Origin of the sequence: Paenibacillus alvei DSM 29 (assembly GCF_000293805.1) — a bacterium.
GTDB classification, from domain to species: Bacteria; Bacillota; Bacilli; order Paenibacillales; family Paenibacillaceae; genus Paenibacillus_B; species Paenibacillus_B alvei.
Window position 1 is genome coordinate 283,809 of the sequence record NZ_AMBZ01000003.1, and the last position, 17,936, is coordinate 301,744.

Below are 17,936 nucleotides of genomic sequence, written 5' to 3' on the forward strand. Positions count from 1 at the left end.
TGTGTTATCGCTTAATCCCAGTGCCTTGAGGCGCTACATTGCCACCCTCATAACGATCGGCGTTACCGACTTCTTGCTGTCGTTGTTCTAACATGGATCGACTAATATGTTCAAGAATTTCATAACGGTAGCCTTGCGAACTCAAATCATTCACGTGATCATCCGGTACATAGGCCTCTATAACAAATGTTCCGTCGGGCTGTCGATTTGGCCCGCCACAGCTCATATCAATAGATGCGCTGCGTACAAGCTTATTCATCTCTTCACGAGTGTCCGTCGTTATTGCAATTTTTTTATCATAGTTCTCCATCCATTGCTCAGTTTGGTGTTATGCTGCTCTTCTTCATATACGTAATAGATGTACATCTTGTATGAATCCAACTTTAAGTGACACGATTAGTTGAAGCTTTTTCTACACTGGAACGAGCTTTAATAACAGCACTGGAAGCATTAATTCGTCCTGATCCGAACTTGTCATCATGCCAGAAAGTCAAAATGAATGGCAACAACATCGGGGATTTCTTTAATTAATACTTTTTTTCCGTGCAAAAAAATGTCGTTGCAATCATGTCAACTCCTAGGCTGATTTTCGTTTAATATTTCCATGTGTTGATGAGTTTATTCTTGTTTGCTAGGAGTGATTGTATAAGGGATACAGGCATTTGTTTGCATAAATGGTTCCCCTCAAATATGCAGCATATAATTATACCTTTAACACAAAAGACAAGAATGGATACGAGCAGAGATATATGTGCTGCACAGCAAAGCGCCGTGAATTAATCAAGGACTAGGAAGTTAAGCTTACGGATATAAGAGAAGAGGACAAATTGAATAAGAAATTATTCCTCAGAACCGCTGAGGAGAAAGCGAAACGTTCAGCGGAGAGAATATATGTTGACGAGGCAGTCTTTGATTTGGATACCAAAAAGGTGGTCGTGTCTCAGATCTGGACGCTTTATTTGAACGAGGACACTAAGAAGCGTATGTTGATTACGCCAGATGCGACTGACCGCATCGATAATCAAGGAAAGGTACAGTGGCGTGCTTGTTGAACATGCTTCTATTAATGAAACATACATGAACATTCGGAATTGAGCAAAAACGAGAAGGACTACAGCTCTTCACGAACGGAGGGACTACGGGCGCTTTGCTGTCATTTTAACTGTCTATCGAAAAATATAGTACATTAGTAATGTGTATATTATTGATTTATATTATTGAATCCAGGGACAGGGAGGGCGCAGGATGAACGGACAGACTGGAGATCATCAGCGTAATGCTTCAAGCTTGTTCGTAATTACCGGTATTATGGCGTCAGGCAAATCCACGGTTGCGCAATTGTTGGCGGAACGCTTTGCGAGAGGCGTCCATGTTCGCGGCGACGTGTTCCGCCGCATGATCGTAAGTGGTCGCGAGGAAATGCTGCCCGATGCTGCGGAGGAAGCGATCAATCAGCTTCACCTTCGATACCGTTTAGCTGCAGGTACAGTGGATGCCTATGTAGAAGCCGGATTTACGACGGTCGTTCAAGATGTCATTATCGGAGAAGTGTTACAGTCTTTCCTACAGTATATTCGGACACGTCCTCTCTATCTCGTTGTACTTTGTCCTAAGCCTGAAATTGTAGCGGAACGTGAAGCGTTGCGAGAGAAGAAAGGGTATGGGCTCTGGAGTGTTCAGGATTTAGACGAAGGTCTCCGTCATGCCACGCCTCGAATCGGCATGTGGCTGGACAGCTCTGACATGACACCGGAAGAAACCGTCGGCGAAATCATGCGCAGAGCGTGGACAGAGGCAGAAATACGCTAAGTTTATTTTGAATCGGAGGACAAATAATGGCTGCTAAGGAATATCTCGATACATTTACAAGTGAAATGGAGCCTATCGGTGTTAGTTCACGGGACGAGGCTCATGCTAGGGGATTTTGGCATCAAACCTTCCATTGCTGGTTGTGGAAGATCGAGAATGGAAAGCTGCTTTTGTTGTTCCAACGCAGACATCCGCAGAAGAAAGATTATGCGGGTCTACTGGATATTACGGCTGCGGGCCATCTGGAAGCCGGAGAAACTCCAATGGATGGGATTCGGGAGTTGCGTGAGGAACTGGGGATCGAGGTTGAATTTTCTCAGCTAACGTACAGTGGTGTTATACCAAGCAGTATTGAGCACGAAAATAGGATTGATAATGAATTTTGTCATGTATTTCTTCATGAATACAAAGGAGACATTACAGATTTTCGATTGCAGGAAGATGAAGTGGTATCCATTGTCATGCTGGAAGCAGCACAATTCCGCAAGCTGATTGCAGGCGAAGTACAGCAAATTACTGGCGAGGAATTTATGCCGTCGAACGGTGTGAGCGGGAGCAAGCTGGAATTAAAGATGAAGGACTTTGTCCCATCCAGAACAAGTTATTATGAATATGTACTCGATCAAATTGCAAGCTTGGCTCTTCAAGAATCTCCATGCTTCATCCGGAAATAATCCATGGATTAATAGCATACTGGTTTTGTATGATGAGATGAATGAGAACCTTTTTCAATAATACGAACGAATGATCATGTAGTGGACGCAGCAACCGATAAAAGGAGAGCGAGATATGTTTATCGAAACGAAAACGATCCAAGTGAAGGAAGGAACTTCACAATTGGTGGTTGATAGGTTCAGTGGCGCGGGCGTTATCGAGAAATCAGAGGGCTTTATCGATTTGAGCATTTGCGTAAAGAAAGTCAGCAGAGGTGATGAGGAAGTCGTCATTCTCATTCGCTGGGAGTCTGAAGAGGCATGGAAGAAATGGGAGACAAGCGAAGCTCATATTGAAGGCCATAGACAGAGCCGCGGCAAGCCGAAGCCAGAGCATATATTGGGCTCTCAGCATGCGGTGTATGAAGTGAAGGCCGTCAAGACATTCGTGAAGATTTGATTTGATCAGAATATAGCGTAATCAGAAGAGGGGATCCATACGGATGCTCTCTTTTTGTTAATCAGACATCATGTTTGCTAAGGGTGTCACAGCCACTTCTGTTATTCAAGTAAAAGCCAATCCGGAGCGCAAACGCAACACAAGGAGCCGGTCCTCTGTACGAGAACCGGCCCTGCATCCTTTTACGATTGCGTAGTCTATTTAGATATAGAAGTATATTGGAGACTATACGAATTAATTAAGCTCGACCTTCACACTTGTTGTTGAACCGCCATATACGTATGCTTGTGTTATTCCGTCTTTTAATTTCCTATTGTAAGTATCAAATGCACCTACCCAGATTTGATGCTGATGGGGATTTAGTCCAGAAAGAGTAATATTCTTAGTAGCTACACCGTATTGTTGGTGTTCGATCACAATTTGGCCGGTTTCCATGTCTCTGACCGAAACTTTGAAATGGTCGACATTTAAGACGAAACTCCAAGAGATTTGGAGACTCCCTGTTGCAAGCGGGGCTACGCTTTGTTCGGATCCTTTCGTTGCTTGGGACTCCGTTGTATGAAATGGAACTTGCGAATCTTTAGCCAGCGCAGAACCCGTACCTAATGTTAGCATTACCGTCGCTGAAAGCAAAAGAGTTGAATACCGCTTTAACATAAAAAACCTCCTACTTAAAAATAAAACATACGATCTTAAAATATGATAATTAACCATAATTTAGAACAAAAAACTCTGAATGATAAAAAATATTATATGTTTTCTTCATTTGATTCTTGATCAGGTGAACACAAGTGCCCTTTAGGTTGTTTCATTTTTAAATAGAGTCTGTATAATTTTACCTAGTTATCATGTTCGATAATAGGAGGAATGCTTCTGTATGCAGCGATGGGTGGGCAAATCATTGAAGCGCAAGCTATCCATTATCTTGTTAGGTGCCATACTTGTACCGCTATTGTCCCTGGGGTACGTATTGTACAGCATTGCAGCGATGGAAGCCGAAGAGCGAACGAAGCAGTCCAGCCTTGGGCTGCTGGATCAGATCAAGACGAATCTGGAGTTCATCGTGCAGGATGTTGAGAATATGTCCATTTTCCTCATCGGACAGGAAGACATTCAGCGTTATCTAGCTTCAACCAATCAAGGCAGTGGGCTGCAAATTAAGCTTATGGGGTTTCTATCTAACTTTGCCTTTTCGAAATCCTACATTTCCAATATCTCCATTTACCCAAACAACGGCAATCACACGCTATCCAACACGACTATCTTCAATAATGGGCTTTTCAAAGACAGAAACAACACGATCATCCAGCAACTACATGATAAATGGTGGAGCTCGCTTTATACCAATGTGACAACGAACGGAGAAGAAAAGGTGATTTCCTTCGTTAGGCCGATAGGGAGCATGACTACTTATCAGCCTAAGGGGTTGTTGTCTATCAGCATTAGCGAGGCCGCTATCGCTGAATTTATGATGAAGCCGGTCCTCATAAGCGGAGAAAGCTTGCTGCTTGTAGATCGTGATCAACGGATGATATCAGGAACGATGAGGGATGGATTGACGCAAGCAGTGACCCATCTGCTGCCCGGCTTGGACGTGCCGAACATGCAGGAAGGGCAGGGATTTGTCACATATGGGGAGGGGGAAAACAAGAAGACGATTGTGTACGCAAAGGTACCTCATGTTGATTGGCTCCTGTTGGCCGTAATTCCGTATGCACAGTATCAGGCTCAGAACCAATATGTAGTTACAGTGACTGCGATTACGGTAGGTCTAGCCATGATGATCATTGCAGGAATCGTACTGTTCCTTATTATTCGAGTGACAAGACCGCTGCAGACGGTTGCTGCATCCTTGAAGGGCTTTCGTCCAGACGGAGAAGTCATCGCTCTGCCGATTACATCCTCGGATGAGATCGGCATGCTCGTGCACAGCTATAACAAGCTTGGAGAACGTGTTCATGTCCTCATGCAGGAGGTGAAACGCCAAGAATCGATGAAAAAAGAGGCGGATATGCAGGCACTGCAGGCGCAGATTAACCCGCACTTTTTATATAATACGCTTGCGTCCATACATTGGATGGCGCTCATGAACAAGGATGCCAAAATCGCGCAGATGGTTGGATCGTTAAGCGACTTCTTGCGCTTTAGTTTAAATAAGGGAAGCGAGTATTGTCAGGTCAAGCAGGAAGTGCTCCATGTGCAGCATTATGCATCCATACAGCAGATTCGCTACCCGGAGAAATTCGAGATTGCTTTTCATATCAGCTCCGAGCTTGAATCCGAGCACATGCTGAAGCTGCTGCTTCAGCCGTTGATCGAAAATGCGATCATTCATGGCATCCTTGGCAAGCAATCGAAGGGCTGCATTACCGTAAGTGCACAGCTGACCCAAATGGGCCATATGCAATTCACCATTGAAGATTCCGGACAGGGGATGTCACAGGAACAATTGCAGACGCTCCTTCAACAAATAGAGGTACCGCTTGATCATACCATTAAGCCAGCAAGCAGCTATGGGCTGCGCAATGTGCACCAGCGGCTCCTGCTGCATTATGGAGAAGAGTCCGGGTTAGTGATACATAGTGTTGAGGGACGAGGAACAACCATATCCTTCACGATTTCGTCCATAGAAAAAGAGGAGGAGGGAGAAGGCGATGAAGCTGCTTATCGTCGATGATGAAGTTATTATTCGAACAGGCATACATCAAGTGATCGACTGGCTGGCGATAGGAATTGCCCCCTTGCAGCCTGCCGCTTCGGGAGAAGAGGCATGGCAGCGAATTCAAGAAGAACAGCCGCACATTGTAATGACAGACATTCGAATGGGAGCGATGAGCGGTTTGGAGCTGGCAGCACTCGTGAGAAACCATTATCCATCTACAGAAGTCATTATGCTGTCCGGTTATGATGATTTTGCCTATGCACAACAGGCGATGCGGGCAGGAGCTCAGGATTACATCTTGAAGACAGGCCGTCCAGAGGAAATTATGGAGGCGGTATTGAGGGCTAAGCAGAGATTAGAAGTAAAGCGGCAGGAAGCTAGTGCAGGACGAATGAGCATGCGCATGTTGAAAACACAGCTTTTGGACAAGGTATTGACGGAGGGAATGCCGGAAGAAGAATCCGCACGTCGACAAATACTTGAATTGCTTCATCTCGAACCAATCTCCACAGCTTATCAAGTCATCATGCTTACTGTATCTGGCTGGAAGGATGAACAGCTGCTGCAGTTCGCGGCTGCCAATTTCATTGAGGAGACGCTGCAATGCGATACTCTGCTGCATTCGAGTCATATGGTGCTGTTGTGGCGGCTGAAGACAGCCTTTGAGTCCTCTAGACTCTTAACCGATACACTCTCTTCATGTGAGAGGCTTCTAAAATGCTCGATATTTGCAGCTTGTGGTTCCGTGGTCGCTCATTTCACAGAGACAAAGCAGTCTTACGGGGAAGCAGAGCAGGCATTTGCCTATGCTCAGATCGCGAACTGGAAAGGAGTCATTTCATATGCGGACATCCAGCATCGAACGGGAGGAAGGATAGTATGCACACGTGAGGAAGAGGCTGAGCTATTCAGTCTTTTAACGCAAGGAAATCGAGCGGCATTGGCGCATTGGATTCAAAGCGTGGTCACGGTTCACATGCAGGATGAACAGACGACACCTGACTCGCTGTTGGCATACACCCAGTCCATTCTTGTGTCCGCGTGCCGCTGGCTGGAGCGAATGATTCCGGAAGAAAGAGCACTTCGCGATATCCGTCATCGTCTTTTGTCCGATCAGCGTGTGGAAGAGGCGCTGTATCACGCATGTTGTGCGATTATGGAACGCTATCAGCAGTACGATGATCGGAACCGTACCAGCTCCTATATTCAGCGTGCGATGTTCTATATCAGGGAGCACTTGCATGACAGCTTGTCTTTGCAGCAAGTTGCCGCCTATGTGCATGTGAATCCGAACCATTTTAGCGAGGTATTCAAGCGTGAAGCGGGAATGAACTATATTGACTTCGTGACTGCGGAGCGCATGAGACTAGCGAAGGAGCTGTTAACGGGTTCGGAGCGCAAAATAAGCCATGTGGCTAGTGATTGCGGGTATGAGGACGTGAAATATTTTTGCAAGCTGTTCAAAAAGCATACGGGATTATCCCCGTCTCAGTATCGGCTTCACAACTGAAAAAAGTACCCCCTTTCACCGAAGATTATCTCCTTTTGCTTGAGGAGTCTTCAATTTATAGTGGTAGCAAGTGGATAAACGTTCAAAAATGTGTCGGCAAACAAGCAATGCGATGCTGGACGGAGATGCTTTTTGAACTTGTTTCTAAGTCATAAGGAGGGGCTGTGAATGTTGAAGGACAAAATGCGTTGGAGTCAAATGCTTATGCTCGTTATGATGTTGGCATTGGTACTGGCAGGGTGTGGAGGCGGTTCAGCATCGTCAACAGAGTCTAATTCGGGGGCAAAAACAGATTCAAAAAATAGGATTCAACTTACACTGTGGCACAACTTCACCGGGGAAGACCTGCGCGCCAAGGCAATGCGGGGAATTATTGAGCAGTTCAAGCAGAATCACGCAAATGTAGATTTGCAGATTCAAGCGATACCGCCGGATGCGTATCGCCAACGGTTGAAAGCGGTTGCGGCTGCAAATGAGATGCCGGACGTATTCATTATGCATCCCGGAACGATTGCCAAGGAGTTCTCGGCCGCAGGCTTGATTCAGCCGCTGGATGAGCTGCTGAATTCGAATCAGGCGTGGAAGGACGGCTATATGCCGAATTCCTTTGATGACTTTACTTTTGACGGTAAAATCTACAGTGCTCCGATGGGATTGTCGCCTACATCCATTTTGTATTACAACGAGAAAATGTTAGCGGACAATGGCTTAACCGTACCAAAGACGTGGGATGAGCTGCTGCATGCAGTTAAAACGCTTAAATCCAAAAACATCATTCCAATTGCGCTTGGCAACAAGGCTCCATGGCTTGCACAATCCAGTATCCTCAGTTCACTTGCGGATCGGGTGACGGGAACGGATTGGTTCCTGAAAGCAGTTGCCCAGGATGGATCGAAGTTTACGGATCCTGAATTTGTAAAGGCGCTTGGGCATTTGCAGGAGCTTGCGACGGTTGGCGCGTTCCAGGATGGCTTCAATGCGATCGACACGACACAAATGGAACAATTGTATTCACAGGGCAAGGCTGCGATGTTCATCGAAGGCGGATGGGCGGTTACGAATCTGGCTGCATCTGCTCCACAAGAGATACTAGATTCAACAGGTGTCGCTGTTCTACCATCTATTCCGGGCGGAAAGGGAGATCCGAACTCTGTTTCTGGTGCCATTGGTGTCGGACCTGCGTTAAGCAGCAAGATTGAGGGCGAGAAGAAAAAGGTTGCAGAAGAGCTTGTTCTCGCGTTGGCTGGCCCTGACGCCCAGAAGACGACATTAGAGGCTAATCAACTCGTTAGCTTCAAGGTGGAGCTTGATAAGAGCAAAGTAAATCCATTGTTCGCCAAGCTGTATGAGCTTGTTAACGAAGTGAAGCGAACGCCTGTTTATGATTCGAAATTAACGTCTGGCGCTACAGAGGCTGTTAATAATGGCTTGCAGGAGCTACTGCTCGGCGGGAAGGCCGAAGATATCGCGAAGAAGATACAGGATGCGCAGGAGCAGGGACTGAAGGAGTAGGATGGATTCAGTTCACACTTAGCATCTGCATCTCGGTCATATAGGCAAAAGTACTGAGATCATGGAATATTATGCAGCCTAACAAAAGAAAAGGATAGATGTCTATGACTGCTGCATCGCGTGCGCGGATGTTTATCGTGCTTGGCTTGTTGCCCGCGCTTCTTATTTATGCTGTATTCGTCATTATTCCGGTTATCTGGTCGTCGTATTATGGGCTTTTTAGTTGGAAGGGCATGGGCGCCATGAAGTTCATTGGACTGCAAAATTATAGGGAAGTCGTTAGCGATCCGATCTTCTGGAGCTCATTCCGCAATAATCTGTATATCGTTGCTTATTCCGTGTTCGGGCAAGTTCCAATTGCCCTGCTGCTGGCGCTGCTGCTTGTCCGCAACCGTTGGTACGAGAAGTTCATTCGGGCTTCGGTGTTCATGCCGATGGTGCTGTCTTCCGTCGTTATTGGATTAGTATGGGGATACATTTATCATCCGCAGATCGGTATATTAAACTATCTTCTTGATTCGCTTGGGCTATCTTCCTGGAAGCTCGGATGGCTGTCAGATCCGAAGGTAGCCATGCTGTCTATTGGGCCGCCGATAATATGGAGCAATATTGGGCCGTATCTAATTTTGTTCATTGCGGCTTTGCAAAATATACCGAGTGAAGTGAACGATGCTGCCAAGCTGGATGGCGCCGTAGGCTGGAAGAAGCTGTCCCGCATTACGCTGCCGATGATTTGGGGCATGATCAAGGTGGCTGTAATCCTATGCATTTCGGGGAGCTTGAAGGCGTTTGATCTGATTTTTATCATGACACATGGCGGTCCGGCACATTCAACCGAGCTGCTTGCCACGTACATGTACAATAACACGTTCAATATTTTCCGATATGGGTATGGCAGTGCAGTTTCAACATCTATCGTCATTCTTAGCTTAATTCTTATTGTCGTCAGTCAATTGTTGATGAATCGGAAAAAGGACGCGCTCTAAGTAGAGGAAGGTCTCGAACATGATGAGTAACATGGATGACATCGATGTGGATCTATTATGGTTATGTGGATGTAGATTGTGTGTTGCGTCATCCAAGTCCAAGAAGACAGGAGGAGTGGATCATGGGGAACCAACCCGTTCAACAGCTTGGCCGCATGCCTTCCTCTCGCAAGAGCCGTTATTCTCATTTGGCATGGAAACCGTGTATTGCCGGCATCACATGGGTATTGCTTGTGCTGTACGCTTTGTTGACTCTGTATCCATTAATTTGGCTATTTATAAGCAGCTTTAAAAGCAATGAAGAATTCTTTTCCTCTCCATTCGGCATGCCGATTGAGTGGAGATGGGAGAACTTCGTTCGGGCATGGGATGTTGCAAGTATGAATGTCGCCTTCGGCAATTCTCTGGCTGTGACGGTAATCTCGTTGCTTGCTACATTGCTGATCGGAGCGCTGTCAGCCTTCGTGTTGTCTCGGTTCAGCTTCAAGTGGAAGCCGTATATCATGGGCTTGTTCTTGCTCGGCATGCTCATTCCGATACACAGCACGCTTGTCCCGCTATTCATTATGATGAAGCAAATGTCTATTCTCGATACCTATGCGGCGCTTGTACTGCCTTATACGGCATTTGAGCTGCCGGTCGCGATATTTGTTCTGTCCGCATACATGACCTCCTTCCCGAAAGAGCTGGAGGAAGCGGCCTTGATCGATGGAGCGGGTTATACCGGAATCTTCTTGCGGGTCATTCTTCCGCTGTCGCTGCCTGCGCTTGCAACTGTAGCCGTACTCGGCTTCCTGCGTTTCTGGAATGACTTCGCATTCCCGCTCGTCTTCATCAGCAATCCGCTGCTGAAGACACTGCCGCTAAGTCTTTCCATCTTCGCGGATGGCTACGGCACGGATTACAGTCTGACGCTCGCCGCGCTGAGCCTGTCGGTTGTTCCGACGATCATTATGTACTTGCTCTTCCAGGAGCAGATTATGAAGGGGATGCTGGCAGGAGCAGTGAAGGGATAACGTTCGAAGATGATACAGCAGAGTTACCGCCAACGAAAGGAGTTGGCGGTATTTTTGCTTTTTTTGTTGTTGCTGAGGAAAAATAGCCTGGAGTTTTGCGTCTTGCAGCAGGGGATAAATGCTGCTTGTGGAATGCCTAATTCTTTCCGTATTGGCAACGCGCCGTGTCTAACCTTTCTCAGCATCATAAAATGAATATGTACCTAGAGAAAGGAGGTCATCTCAATGGGTGAATTCGTTGGCAATGCGGGTTGTGGAGTTGGAGGCTTTACTTCCACAGGCGTAATCTTAGTTCTGTTCATTTTATTGGTCATCATTTTATGCTCATGCTTTATATAATACGATAGGAATGAACACTGTTACTGCCTTCAATAAAACACATGCACGTGTGTTAGGCCTTGCTGATGAAGCAGGGCTTTTTTCTATAGGGAGTTCGTCTAGTTTCTTTGTACCTAACTTCCAGTTTAATTGCTCACATGTCATTATCGGTATCGTCATTGCAAATATGGCACACATACTATAGGGCTTGTTTTTTACAGCGGTTTAAAAGTTCCCTTTCACACTTATATGTTTACAATATGCTGAACGACTTGAACCCGACTGAGTAAAATGTAGAAGTTAGCAGCATCTATTTTATTCGGTGAGGGAAAAGAAAAAGCACCCTGTGCTGGGAAAGTCCAGACGAAGGGTGCTAAAGGGTAGGTCGAGCCTAATCCTCAAATAACTCATCCATCAATTGGTCGACTTCTTTTCTGCGTTTTGCCGTCGCTTGTTTGTCTACAGTAATTACATTCCCACGAATATGAACCACATCTCCAACCTCAGCTTCACCGGGCAGCAGGTGTTTCGGATACTCGATGGTATGCCCGTCTTCAACTTCTATGGTTGCGATATCGCATTCAATTTGGTCGATTACACCTTGAATCAATGCTTTTACCTCGCCTTCTCAAATGTTATTGAATTCCCGTCACTTATTGAAGTGACAGTACCCTCTTTATCGGTTCGGTACACTTTAACGTTGGCTGTTTTGAGACGCTTTATGATAACGTCTTTCGGATGCCCGTATTTGTTATCCTTGCCAGCGCTAATGACCGCATACGCTGGATTGATCGCCTGTAGGAATTCAGTGGATGAGGACGTATCCGAGCCGTGATGCCCTACTTTGTATACATCTGCTTTGAGGTTGGCTCCGCTTTTCACCATGTCGGCTTCACTCTTGCGTTCAGCGTCTCCAGAGAATAAGTATGATGTATTTTGGTATGTAAGCTTGAGAACCGCACTCCAGGCGTTCAAATCCTTTCCATAGTCCCCAACAGGGCCGAGGAACTCAGCGCGGACCCCATTTAGCGGGAGCTCGACACCCGCTTTGGCGGATTTAATCTTGAGCTTCTGATTTTTGACGGCGAATAGAAAATCTTCGTATGTCTTCGTAGTGTGCGATACTCTAGGCGCATATACGGATTTAGCTGGAATCGCATTCAGCACAGTATCCAGACCGCCGATATGATCGGCGTCAGGGTGAGTGGCAATGACTGCGTCCAGTTCTTTTACGCCGTACTGCTTCAAATATTTCACGACATTCTCGCCTTGACTGTTGTCCCCGCCGTCGATTAACACATGCTGCCCTTTGGGCGTGCGGATAAGTGTTGAATCGCCTTGCCCTACGTCAAGATAGTAGACCTTCAATACTTCTGATGAGTGTGTTGTGGACTTGTCTTGATGGATGTTTCCTTGGGTTTCCCTACTTGCAGTCACTGGCGAGCAGGCTGTCAGAAATACAGCCAAAAGTACGAATAGTAAGTATAGTTTCTTCATAGATGCCTCCCTCTCCTACTAATCTATTTTATCATAATGAATAAAGGATGAAGATAGTTGATATTGGTCTCATTTCTATATAAGAAAAAACTCATGCTCAGCAAAAAACACCTTCAAATTTGTGCTATATCCTGCGATATAAGAACACTCATGGGAAGGTGCTTTCATGCCACTCACAATCTGGGTGAGTTGGGTAACTTTGTTGTTTTATAATCCCGTGTTTAAAGATATGCTTACAGCTTCAACAGCATGTATGTAGGTTGTGTTAAATCTTGAGTATGCTTATATGTAAAAAACATATATTAAGATTCGATAGGATAGGACAAAACGTATAGCTAAGCAATCGAAATTAACCAAATTTAAGAGCTTATGTGAATATGGACACATACTCATTAACAATGTAATATGAATGTGAATAAACAACATGGGGAGTGTCATCATGAAGAAGTATTTTGTAATATTTTTAATGGCTGCATTAGCTGTAGTGACTGTAGTATCTATGCCAATGCAGACATCTGCAGCTACTGATTACAGAGGGGGAATATTGGACGGAGTCGGTCTTTATTTAGCCTCAGATGCAACAAAGCCAGGAACACTAGTAACAGAGGTCACTGATAACAATGAATCTACAACAGTAACAATGTCGGGTTGGAATGTTGGGACTAATCAAGATCATATTGTTAAATCGTTCTCGGAGCCGGTTACAGTAACTTCGTTAAGAGTTAGTGCAACTAAAGCTATTAGTGTAGGATTTTACGATAAAAGTGGCACTTACATTAAAGTGAATGGTCAAGATCTGTTAGAAATTCCTGCTGAACAAGCAGATGGAAGACTAATCGAAATTCCTGAAACAAGCGGAATTTATAAGGTGTTTCTATTTAATGGATTGAAAGAATCTTTAGATGTCAGGGAATTTAATCTCTATAACAATTCTCAAGAACCAGAACCCACACCGGATCCTAAGCCAGAACCTACGCCTGAATCAGGGGATAGAGCAATCTTAGTGGTCACTATGATCACAGGTTTAGAAAAAGAATTTGATCTGAGCATGGATGAGGTAAATGCATTCATCACATGGTACGAAAACAAACAAGCTGGATCGGGAACTGCATCCTATGCTATTGACAAGCACAACAATAACAAAGGACCATTCAGCGCACGTAAAGACTACGTTATCTTTGATAAGATCTTAACGTTCGAAGTAAATGAATATAAGACTAAATAATTTTAAAGCCGCTCCTAGTGGTCATAACTCTGTCAAGTAGACAAGAATAAAAAATATGCTGCGACCGTTTCTCGGTATTCCACCGGGGAACGGTCGTTTAGTTTCTTCTGAAAGCGTTCATGGTTGTAGAACGAAACGTATTCATGGATAACTTGTTCCAAGTCAGAGATCGATCGTAGATTGGTTAGATATATTTTTTCGGTTTTCAGATGTGAAAAAAACGATTCGATGCAGGCATTGTCAAAGCAGTTTCCACGTCGAGAATGGCTACCAACGATCCCAAGCTTTGTGAGTATACAGTTAAACGGCTTTGAGGTGTACTGGAACCCTTGGTCAGAATGCAGAAGAGCACCGGTAAGATTTGTTTTCTCGCTGAGGATGTCCACTGTCTTCGTAACAAGTGAGAGATCGTTTCGTTCGGACAGATGCCAAGCCACAACCTCGTTGTTGTATAGATCCTGGATTACGGAGAGATATACAAAACGATCTCCCACACGAATGTATGTAATATCAGTGACCAGCTTGCGCAGCGGCGCTTCTGCATGGAACTTGCGATCCAGCCGATTGGGATGAACAACAGACGCCTGCTTGCCGAAATAGCGCCGCCATTTCTTCTTCTACGCTTGTGAACTTGATCTTCGGTTGTCCTTTACGAAAGGCTTTTTGCTTAAATGGTTGGCCTTCCTGATACCGCTTCAACCATACTTCTACCTGTGTCTTATTTCGAATCCTAAGTTGTTTGGCCACCTCTTATGTACGACATATTCCCCTCGGTTACCAGTTTAACTGCTTGCATTTTTAATTCTTCAGGATATCTGTTATTCGTACGGCCCCGTTCTCCCATGAAAAAATCCCCTCCGGTCGATAACGATTTAAGTCCATCTTAACAGATGTCTTTTTTACGTTGTCTACCATGAGGGGATATTACCACTATGGGCGGCTTTTTATTTTAACCTTACTCTATAGCCACTCTAAGGGGCGGCATTATCAGATCTTAGTGAATTGGATAAACAGGACCCTCGTAAGTTACACCCCACCAATCACCGGCTCCATCTTTATACGAGATGACAACCGTAATTTTGAGGTTACCAGCGTACTTACCATCATCGTAGTGATATGTCGATGGGATGGATGCTCTCGTAGGGTAATATTTCTTGTTATATGCCCATACGACTCGTTCGGTACGTTGGGCTGTATAATCTTCTTTTGCAGAGTTTGGCGCTGTGGGGGGCGGGGCTGCACCTACTGTTGGTGTGAGCGAGCCGACTAACAAAACACCTGACAACACGAATGACCATAATTTGTAATTCACGACTATCTCCTTCCTTATTTGGTATATTAAATCATATAATATCCATATGTATCGGAATGAAATATATGCTGATACGGCGGTGTTTTGAATGCTCGGGGATTTTATAAAAACAGATGGGCAAAGGGAGAAAGGAATTTCTTCAAAAGAACCTCGACAAACCGTTCCCCAGTGGAATACCGAGAAACGGCCTGCAGCGTAAGATTTCCTTTTCATACTTGATAGGGGGATGGTCATTTTAGTTTTTCATTTAAAGATAAATTTACAGCTTCAACAGCATGTATATAGGTTGTGTCAAATACAGGAACCTTGGAATCCTCCGGTTTTACCAGCAATCCAATTTCTGTACATCCTAGAATGATTCCTTCAGCGCCCATTTTAATTAATCCATGGATCACTCGTTTATAATAATCCCTTGATTCCTGATGAATCTTGCCCAAACATAATTCCTCGTAAATAATCTTATTGATATGTTCTCTCTCCGTGGCATGGGGTACAATAACCTTTATTCCATTCAGCTCCAAGCGGGCTTTATAAAAATCCTGCTCCATCGTGTATTTGGTGCCAAGTAGCCCGACAGTTCGAAGCCCGTTTTCTTTAATTCTGCTTGCCGTTGCGTCTGCTATATGTACAATGGGGATATTGATTTTGGATTGGATATTATCGATAACTTTGTGCATCGTATTCGTACAAATAATGATAAAATCAGCCCCTCCTTTTTCTAAAGAACGAGCAGCGTTAGCTAGTACAGCCCCGGCTTTTTCCCAATTTCCTTCTGACTGGTACTGTTCAATCTCCTCAAAGTCGACACTATACAAAAGGCATTTTGCTGAATGCAGCCCTCCCCGTTTTCTTTTTACCTCTTCATTAATGACCCGATAATATTCAACCGAGGATTCCCAACTCATTCCGCCAAGCAAACCAATTACTTTCATGTTGCCCCTCCATTCATATAGTTGCCTGATTATTCTACTCCGTTCATAACCGCATTTAATTTCTGATTTGACGGTAAGCTGAACAAGCGGCTAGTAACAGTGAAATAAAAGTTATTTCATGTGTAGATTCTATGTTTCTTTTTATATGCCTCCTTCTTCTATGGTACTTTATTATAATATTGGAAAGAGTAATGATGGTCAGGTTAAATCGAAATGTACGTAAAAATTTTGTCGTCGACCTCCAATAGCGTAAAAAGTCTTGAGGATCGACGACAAATTATAAATAGGAGATATAAAGGGGAAATCGTTGATAGTAAAAGGAATCTATAAGTTTTTGTCTGTTTAGTGTTAAGAAAATATGGCTTGTTTGCTCAAGTGGCTGTTTGGTAGAATGGGCGTATTGGCGGTATTTTCTTGGGTTTTGAAAGTACCTATTAAGAATTGAAATTGTACACTTGCCTGGCAGTCTCCATCGCCTAAGGTGATCGTTTTGAGCGTACCTAAAGGTGTGCCGACGTTTCTAAGGAATCAAATGGAACCACCGCTTACGTTCAGAATAGGTTCAAATTAAAAATAAAATTGTAACGTAAAAGGACCTCAACAGATGTTGGGGTCTTTTTTTGTATTTCCATATTTTCATTGACTTCCCTATAATGGTATGTTAGTTTAATTTTGAAAATGAGAATCATTATCAATATATATATTTTTGGATTACTCATCAAATTGCTGCACCGCGAATTCAAGAGGGAGGGATATTTATGCGTACGATAGAAACAGCGCATACAGATAACGGCTCGAACGCGATGGTCCACATGCAGAAGACGGATTTGCAGGAGATTAAATTATTCATGGAGCGGCATTACAACGAGCAGCTCACCATCGGACAATTGGCGGAAATGGCGAATATCAGTCCCAAATATTTTGTGGATTTATTTAAACGTACGTTCGGTCAGAGCGCGATGGAATTTTTGACGGGTGTGCGCATTATGCATGCAAAGCGCCTGCTGGCGGGATCGGGTGAAAGGCTGCGGGAGATTGCCCAGAAGGTAGGTTACAAGGATGAGTTTTATTTTAGCAGAAAGTTCAAAAAGGAGGTCGGCGTGTCGCCATCTGATTTCGCTAAAAATTCGAAGAGGCAAGTCGCCGTTTGCCAGTCCTCGGCCATTGGCCATTTGCTCCCGTTAGGCATTATCCCAGAGGCCGCACCTCTCGATACCAAGTGGTCTCCTTATTATTACAACCTACTTAGCGGCAAAATTAAAACGCATTTGCTGTTAACGGATCCTTATCATAAATTCACGTTTGAAATTAATCTGGATAAGCTGTGCCGGGCACGACCGGACGTCATCATTGCCTCGGATCAGCTAAAAATGCGCGAGAGCAGCAAATTGAATTCGATTGCCCCTATTCACATCGTCCCGGGTAAAGCAGGCTGGCGGGAGCAGCTTATGGGGATTGCCCGTTTTTTGAACAAGAAAGAGCTTGCACAGCAATGGATCGATCGCTATGAAAAAAATGTGAAATTCGGGCGCGCGCAAACGACACGGACTCTTGGGGGAGATCGCGTTATAGCGCTGCGAATCTACCAGTCGCAAATATTTGTGTATCGCAATCGGGGTTTGGAGGAAGTGTTGTACGATGACTTGCAAATCAGGTCTGCATTTGAAAGAGAGCAGCACAGCCTCTCGACGATTTCGATGGAGGAGCTGCAGGAGCTCAATCCCGAACGAATTTTGCTTGCCGTGTGTCCGGAGGCATCTTCCCGCAAATATTGGCTGTCATTGCAGCACTCTTTGGAGTGGAAGCAGCTTCAAGCAGTGCGGAACGGTCATGTACATCCGATAACCGCTGATCCCTGGTTTGAATATTCGGCTGTTGCGATTGCCCGAATGCTGGATGAGGCTTTGCTTCTCTTTACTGGAAATTGTCCAAACACAGTTCTGGATAACAGCTATGGTGAATCTTTCGCAACGTGAGTATACTCAAAGTCGATTGAGAATCATTATCAATGAAGGGGAGATATTGTGTTGAGTCGGCGGAATGC

General features: G+C 44.8%; 17 protein-coding genes and 1 pseudogene. 11 read left to right on the forward strand and 7 right to left on the reverse strand.

Features of this window, described 5'->3' with window-relative positions:
* Positions 1-4 precede the first annotated feature (4 nt).
* Positions 5-310 carry a hypothetical protein gene (locus tag PAV_RS11700; protein WP_005546339.1) on the reverse strand — a complete coding sequence of 102 codons (306 nt, stop codon included), beginning with the start codon at positions 308-310 and terminating at the stop codon, positions 5-7.
* Between the two features lie 517 nt (positions 311-827).
* Here PAV_RS11700 and PAV_RS11705 point away from each other — a divergent pair.
* From PAV_RS11705 to PAV_RS11720, 4 genes are all read left to right on the forward strand, one after another.
* The gene (locus PAV_RS11705) at positions 828-1,052 is read left to right on the forward strand and encodes a hypothetical protein (protein ID WP_005546342.1); all 225 of its coding nucleotides are present in this window, start codon (positions 828-830) and stop codon (positions 1,050-1,052) included.
* A 193-nt stretch (positions 1,053-1,245) separates the two neighbouring features.
* On the forward strand, positions 1,246-1,809 hold the full coding sequence (locus tag PAV_RS11710) for an AAA family ATPase (protein WP_005546346.1): 564 nt from the start codon (positions 1,246-1,248) through the stop codon (positions 1,807-1,809).
* A 26-nt stretch (positions 1,810-1,835) separates the two neighbouring features.
* The gene (locus PAV_RS11715; protein WP_005546348.1) at positions 1,836-2,483 is read left to right on the forward strand and encodes an NUDIX hydrolase; all 648 of its coding nucleotides are present in this window, start codon (positions 1,836-1,838) and stop codon (positions 2,481-2,483) included.
* Positions 2,484-2,598: 115 nt separating this feature from the next.
* On the forward strand, positions 2,599-2,922 hold the full coding sequence (locus PAV_RS11720) for an antibiotic biosynthesis monooxygenase family protein (RefSeq protein WP_005546350.1): 324 nt from the start codon (positions 2,599-2,601) through the stop codon (positions 2,920-2,922).
* 234 nt (positions 2,923-3,156) lie between these two features.
* Here the strand turns inward: PAV_RS11720 and PAV_RS11725 are convergent, their stop codons facing one another.
* A complete protein-coding gene (locus PAV_RS11725; RefSeq protein WP_005546354.1) occupies positions 3,157-3,579 on the reverse strand; it encodes a hypothetical protein in 423 nt (140 codons plus the stop codon).
* Between the two features lie 220 nt (positions 3,580-3,799).
* Here PAV_RS11725 and PAV_RS11730 point away from each other — a divergent pair, with 220 nt between their 5' ends.
* From PAV_RS11730 to PAV_RS11750, 5 genes are all read left to right on the forward strand, one after another.
* Positions 3,800-5,599: a cache domain-containing sensor histidine kinase gene (locus PAV_RS11730; protein ID WP_005546358.1), complete on the forward strand. Its 1,800-nt coding sequence runs from the start codon at positions 3,800-3,802 to the stop codon at positions 5,597-5,599.
* Positions 5,577-7,094 carry a response regulator gene (locus PAV_RS11735; RefSeq protein ID WP_005546360.1) on the forward strand — a complete coding sequence of 506 codons (1,518 nt, stop codon included), beginning with the start codon at positions 5,577-5,579 and terminating at the stop codon, positions 7,092-7,094. The genes PAV_RS11730 and PAV_RS11735 overlap by 23 nt, the downstream gene beginning before the upstream one ends.
* 168 nt (positions 7,095-7,262) lie before the next feature.
* Positions 7,263-8,606, forward strand: a complete 1,344-nt coding sequence (locus PAV_RS11740; RefSeq protein ID WP_005546361.1) for an extracellular solute-binding protein — start codon at positions 7,263-7,265, stop codon at positions 8,604-8,606.
* A 104-nt stretch (positions 8,607-8,710) separates the two neighbouring features.
* Complete coding sequence (locus tag PAV_RS11745; protein ID WP_005546362.1) at positions 8,711-9,592, forward strand: carbohydrate ABC transporter permease; 882 nt, start codon at positions 8,711-8,713, stop codon at positions 9,590-9,592.
* A 122-nt stretch (positions 9,593-9,714) separates the two neighbouring features.
* Entirely contained in the window at positions 9,715-10,608 is an 894-nt protein-coding gene (locus tag PAV_RS11750) for a carbohydrate ABC transporter permease (RefSeq protein ID WP_005546363.1), read from the forward strand.
* A 709-nt stretch (positions 10,609-11,317) separates the two neighbouring features.
* Here the strand turns inward: PAV_RS11750 and PAV_RS11755 are convergent.
* Positions 11,318-11,536 carry a DUF3006 domain-containing protein gene (locus PAV_RS11755; RefSeq protein ID WP_005546365.1) on the reverse strand — a complete coding sequence of 73 codons (219 nt, stop codon included), beginning with the start codon at positions 11,534-11,536 and terminating at the stop codon, positions 11,318-11,320.
* 5 nt (positions 11,537-11,541) lie between these two features.
* Positions 11,542-12,423 carry a ComEC/Rec2 family competence protein gene (locus PAV_RS11760; protein WP_005546366.1) on the reverse strand — a complete coding sequence of 294 codons (882 nt, stop codon included), beginning with the start codon at positions 12,421-12,423 and terminating at the stop codon, positions 11,542-11,544.
* Between the two features lie 439 nt (positions 12,424-12,862).
* On the opposite strand from PAV_RS11760, the gene PAV_RS36115 reads away from it, so the two are divergent.
* Entirely contained in the window at positions 12,863-13,648 is a 786-nt protein-coding gene (locus tag PAV_RS36115) for a hypothetical protein (protein WP_005546368.1), read from the forward strand.
* A gap of 32 nt (positions 13,649-13,680) precedes the next feature.
* On the opposite strand, the pseudogene PAV_RS33360 reads toward PAV_RS36115, so the two are convergent.
* The 3 genes and pseudogenes from PAV_RS33360 to PAV_RS11780 form a co-directional block, all read right to left on the reverse strand.
* Positions 13,681-14,262: pseudogene (locus PAV_RS33360) on the reverse strand (IS3 family transposase); the annotation flags it as partial.
* 380 nt (positions 14,263-14,642) lie between these two features.
* Positions 14,643-14,960, reverse strand: coding sequence for a hypothetical protein (locus PAV_RS11775; RefSeq protein WP_005546372.1), 318 nt, complete (start codon positions 14,958-14,960; stop codon positions 14,643-14,645).
* A gap of 230 nt (positions 14,961-15,190) precedes the next feature.
* Complete coding sequence (locus tag PAV_RS11780) at positions 15,191-15,892, reverse strand: aspartate/glutamate racemase family protein (protein WP_005546373.1); 702 nt, start codon at positions 15,890-15,892, stop codon at positions 15,191-15,193.
* A 758-nt stretch (positions 15,893-16,650) separates the two neighbouring features.
* On the opposite strand from PAV_RS11780, the gene PAV_RS11785 reads away from it, so the two are divergent.
* Positions 16,651-17,868, forward strand: a complete 1,218-nt coding sequence (locus PAV_RS11785) for an AraC family transcriptional regulator (protein ID WP_005546375.1) — start codon at positions 16,651-16,653, stop codon at positions 17,866-17,868.
* Positions 17,869-17,936 lie beyond the last annotated feature (68 nt).

Bases quoted from the DNA above. Each gene is read 5' to 3' on its own strand.
- PAV_RS11700 (WP_005546339.1), bottom strand. From the start codon at position 310: ATGGAGAACTATGATAAAAAAATTGCAATAACGACGGACACTCGTGAA.
- PAV_RS11710 (WP_005546346.1), top strand. From the start codon at position 1,246: ATGAACGGACAGACTGGAGATCATCAGCGTAATGCTTCAAGCTTGTTC.
- PAV_RS11715 (WP_005546348.1), top strand. From the start codon at position 1,836: ATGGCTGCTAAGGAATATCTCGATACATTTACAAGTGAAATGGAGCCT.
- PAV_RS11720 (WP_005546350.1), top strand. From the start codon at position 2,599: ATGTTTATCGAAACGAAAACGATCCAAGTGAAGGAAGGAACTTCACAA.
- PAV_RS11725 (WP_005546354.1), bottom strand. From the start codon at position 3,579: ATGTTAAAGCGGTATTCAACTCTTTTGCTTTCAGCGACGGTAATGCTA.
- PAV_RS11730 (WP_005546358.1), top strand. From the start codon at position 3,800: ATGCAGCGATGGGTGGGCAAATCATTGAAGCGCAAGCTATCCATTATC.
- PAV_RS11735 (WP_005546360.1), top strand. From the start codon at position 5,577: ATGAAGCTGCTTATCGTCGATGATGAAGTTATTATTCGAACAGGCATA.
- PAV_RS11740 (WP_005546361.1), top strand. From the start codon at position 7,263: ATGTTGAAGGACAAAATGCGTTGGAGTCAAATGCTTATGCTCGTTATG.
- PAV_RS11745 (WP_005546362.1), top strand. From the start codon at position 8,711: ATGACTGCTGCATCGCGTGCGCGGATGTTTATCGTGCTTGGCTTGTTG.
- PAV_RS11750 (WP_005546363.1), top strand. From the start codon at position 9,715: ATGGGGAACCAACCCGTTCAACAGCTTGGCCGCATGCCTTCCTCTCGC.
- PAV_RS11760 (WP_005546366.1), bottom strand. From the start codon at position 12,423: ATGAAGAAACTATACTTACTATTCGTACTTTTGGCTGTATTTCTGACA.
- PAV_RS36115 (WP_005546368.1), top strand. From the start codon at position 12,863: ATGAAGAAGTATTTTGTAATATTTTTAATGGCTGCATTAGCTGTAGTG.
- PAV_RS11780 (WP_005546373.1), bottom strand. From the start codon at position 15,892: ATGAAAGTAATTGGTTTGCTTGGCGGAATGAGTTGGGAATCCTCGGTT.
- PAV_RS11785 (WP_005546375.1), top strand. From the start codon at position 16,651: ATGCGTACGATAGAAACAGCGCATACAGATAACGGCTCGAACGCGATG.